Here is a 3,124-nt window from a genome sequence, read left to right as displayed (position 1 = left end):
AAGATTGGGGACACCTTACAGTTAACTTTCATTTCAAATTAACTGTAAAAGTTCGGATTGTTTAAGCATTTTAGTAAGAAGCTGCTTAAACTGTCTTACATGCCTGTTAGCCGTGCTAAGACAGTTATCCCTGTGCCTATGCTAACAAGAGTCTATAACACGCTTAATCAGGCGCTAGAGAGCGCTCATGACCGCAAAAAAAGATAGCTTACGCATAGAATATGAGAGTTAATGAAAAAGAGGCTAACAAACAGCCACTTTTTTATTCCAATAGTCTGTTATAAGTGGTTCCATTATACCAGTCTGTTTTAAGTGGTCTGTTAATAGGTTTGAAGGGCGAATTAACTGGTTCCCTTGGGGTATAACACAAATAATAATATGCGTTTGCTGATAGTGAAAACTTACAAGTTAAATCTATCTCTAATCAAGAGATGGAAGCAACTGAAGGAGCATGGTTCCCAGTTGCGCTAAATTTGGCAGGTCGTGTTGTAACCAGTCAAGTAGCTAAACACCATATGTCCAATGCTGGATTGGTTTATGGTACATACCAAACTGGCAAGGCATGGAGTGGTAAGAGTAGCAACCAACGACGTAATGGTGGTGCTGGAGGCAGATGGTAGTAAGTACAAAAGATAAGAAGCCACACTTTAAGTATAATCGACTTTAACTGATTGGTATTTCAAATCTTTGAAATACCAATTAACAGAATTTGTGATGCTATGTTTACAAGAGAATGCCCTGGCTGTCATGGTAAAGTAATAAGACCTTTAGATTTTAAAAAATCTAAGACTTATCAGTGTCCAGAATGTTTACATTATGTGGATTCCAACGTTTTTTTATCCGGACTTTTATCCATTGGCTTAGCTTTATATGTTGGTTACCTATACAGTTTAGATATGTTTTATGGTGGGTTAGGCATGTTTCTAGTATTGTTCTTACGTTGGCTATTTTTAGACAAAATTGATGCAGTATTACTACCTCTTCATATAAAAGAATCTCATGATAGATGAAATCGGTGCGATGATTGTTGGTTTTATATCAGGAAATAGTGCTAACAGAAGTAAAAAAATAAAGCTATGGGCAAGTATAACTATAGGTCTGCTATTTTTTCTGATGAATTTCCTGTTGGATTTATTTGGACGTAATCCAATAACTCTTGACGGTGTTCTAGTGTTAATTGGCTTATCTCTAGGGATAAGTATAGTGGTTTACATTCTTTTAGCGATATCTAGCAAGGAAAATACAGGTTAAAAATTATGTTTGAAATATTAGTCGTACATTTTTTTCTAGGTATAATTGTACTGGCGTATCTCGCCCATATTCCTTACCGAAATCTTCCTTTATATATACTATGGGCGGTTGATATCGTCTTACTTAGTTCGTCTTCAGGGTATATTATTAACTTGTTCAGTACCTCTGAGTTAATTATTTTTATATTATCTGCAATAAGTACTTTTATCTTTTTTGTATTCTTATTTAAAAAGTTTCCTAGTAAGACTATTTAGCCACCTAAATCACATTTTATCCAGTTTGCTTCTGTCTGATCCGTAATGTCAGTATTAAATTTGATAAGCCTTATCTGTCAATCTAATCTATTATGATATAGTTAATTGACGGATGGTTGAGTCCCACTGACTAAGTGCGAGTTTTCGACTTCACAAATGTTTATCCCTACCGGTCATACATTTATGAAGTCAAAACATCGGCAGGGGTAAACCCCCACACCCCCAACATTGCAAAAAAGACGCAATGTTAAAAAGTTAAAAAACTGATTATCTAATAACTCTAAAATGGCGCTATACCTTACGCTTTTTAGGTTGATAACCTAGCTTCGCAAGATAAGGCATATACCGCATTTGCTTATTTTCATCTGCTAGATCACTAGCAATAATAGCGGCAAACTCAGCGGTACTTTTACCAATAGGTGCATTACTGCCAAGTTCAGGTAAGGCAGCAAGCTTGGCGCTGAATGTGCTTATTTGGCTATCAGTCATGTTATGGAACAAGTCAGGAGTGGCAGTGTCTCTATTTTTATTCTTAGCTGGGTCGATATGCTCAAGTATTTTCTTTTTCTTGAATGCGAATGAAACGGCAGTAATGGTTTTTCCTGTCTTATGCTGCTCATACTTGACGGTTATGTCTGTATGCTCATTAATCTGTTTGACGGCATGGTCTAATACTCTAGCCTTAAAATTATTCATTGCGTTGTACTGCTCAGGCTTAACGCCTAGTTTTTTACGCAAGTCATCAATCGCTATCTCGTTAGTTTTACCAACAGACTGCCATTGCATCATCAACTCATATAGCCGTATCGCATACTCACTTTGCAACTCACTAACCTGCTTTAAATCGTACTCTGTGTACTGCTCGCTTAGTCTTGTTATCAGGGGTATAACGTCATCTGTAAACTGTAATTCAATCATTCCAGCGGTATCAATATAAACTATCTTTTGTACCCAATTAACAATATAGTGCGCCGGTTTTCCTGTCTGTTCGTGAATATCGTCATACTCAAAGTAGGCATCAAATAAGCCTCTAGTCGCGCTTTTCAATGCTTTGTAGGCTGAATGCTTCTCTACTTTAAATTGCTCTTGATAGCTGCTTGCATGGATTTGTAGCACCCCCCTAGCATCAATCAACTTATCTTGTGCGCGAGCAGCAACAATCGCCAAAAAGATAATGCGCTGTTCAGGTACGCCAAGCGAGTAACTGGCGCTGATTAATTTATTATGCTTGGTCACTAATTTGCTCATTATTTTCTTGCTCGTTGACAGACGATATGAGCATTATAACTACTTATAGATACTGAATACAAATTATTGTATCTATAAGGTCGCTAAACGTAGCTTTATGGGTCGCTAAACGTAGCTTTATGGGTCGCTAAACGTAGCTTTATGGGTCGCTAAACGTAGCTTTATGGGTGTTAAGAGTTATGACTGGTAAGGGCTACAGCGGGCGTAAAAGCTCTTAAAAGCTTTTAAAAACATTAAAAACACCAAAACCTAAAACCACACAGCTAAATAATCCGTTACCAAACATAAAATTTAGGACAATTTAAGGGATTTTCTAAGATTATTTTTTGATAAATTAAGGATCAGAAATTATTACATGATAGGAATGGTTC

The 3,124-nt window shown here is 36.7% G+C and carries 3 protein-coding genes; 2 read left to right on the top strand and 1 reads right to left on the bottom strand.

What is annotated here, in order from left to right; translation table 11 throughout:
• Positions 1-431 precede the first annotated feature (431 nt).
• Positions 432-620 (top strand): hypothetical protein, encoded by a 189-nt coding sequence (locus PG901_RS13490; RefSeq protein ID WP_144298162.1) that lies wholly within the window; start codon positions 432-434, stop codon positions 618-620.
• A 379-nt stretch (positions 621-999) separates the two neighbouring features.
• Entirely contained in the window at positions 1,000-1,251 is a 252-nt protein-coding gene (locus PG901_RS13485; protein ID WP_144298163.1) for a hypothetical protein, read from the top strand.
• Positions 1,252-1,796: 545 nt separating this feature from the next.
• On the opposite strand, the gene repM is transcribed toward PG901_RS13485, so the two are convergent.
• Positions 1,797-2,753: a replication initiation protein RepM gene (gene repM, locus PG901_RS13480; protein ID WP_181716875.1), complete on the bottom strand. Its 957-nt coding sequence runs from the start codon at positions 2,751-2,753 to the stop codon at positions 1,797-1,799.
• Positions 2,754-3,124 lie beyond the last annotated feature (371 nt).

The sequence above is a fragment of the Psychrobacter sp. ANT_H3 genome (genome assembly GCF_027919975.1).
Lineage (GTDB): Bacteria > Pseudomonadota > Gammaproteobacteria > Pseudomonadales > Moraxellaceae > Psychrobacter > Psychrobacter maritimus.
Note: the sequence above shows the minus strand (reverse complement) of the source record. Positions and strands in the feature narration are given on the sequence as shown.

Bases quoted from the DNA above. Each gene is read 5' to 3' on its own strand.
- repM (WP_181716875.1), bottom strand. From the start codon at position 2,753: ATGAGCAAATTAGTGACCAAGCATAATAAATTAATCAGCGCCAGTTAC.
- PG901_RS13490 (WP_144298162.1), top strand. From the start codon at position 432: ATGGAAGCAACTGAAGGAGCATGGTTCCCAGTTGCGCTAAATTTGGCA.
- PG901_RS13485 (WP_144298163.1), top strand. From the start codon at position 1,000: ATGATAGATGAAATCGGTGCGATGATTGTTGGTTTTATATCAGGAAAT.